Consider the following 213-nt stretch of genomic DNA (forward strand, 5'->3'; position numbering starts at 1 on the left):
CTGGTACGAGCGCTGAACAAAATGACGAAAGCAGGTATGCCTGAAAGCGTGCGTATTGCCTGAAAACACAACCCGCTACGGGGGAGACTTACCCGAAATCTGATTTATTCATAGATGGTCGCCTCCTGTTTGCCAAGCTAAATATGTTGTGGTGGCTTTACTGGTCATCGATTGCAGCCATAGATCCGGACTTTGCCGAGGTGATGTAAAATA

1 protein-coding gene is annotated in these 213 nt (G+C 47.4%); it reads left to right on the forward strand.

Translation table 11 applies throughout. From position 1 onward, the window contains the following. On the forward strand, positions 1-63 hold a 63-nt coding region (locus ACLH1I_RS26755; protein WP_224236997.1), incomplete at its 5' end, for a hypothetical protein. Positions 64-213: the final 150 nt, after the last annotated feature.

Source organism: Klebsiella sp. 1SOBk10mer, from assembly GCF_046602535.1.
GTDB classification, from domain to species: domain Bacteria; phylum Pseudomonadota; class Gammaproteobacteria; order Enterobacterales; family Enterobacteriaceae; genus Klebsiella; species Klebsiella quasipneumoniae.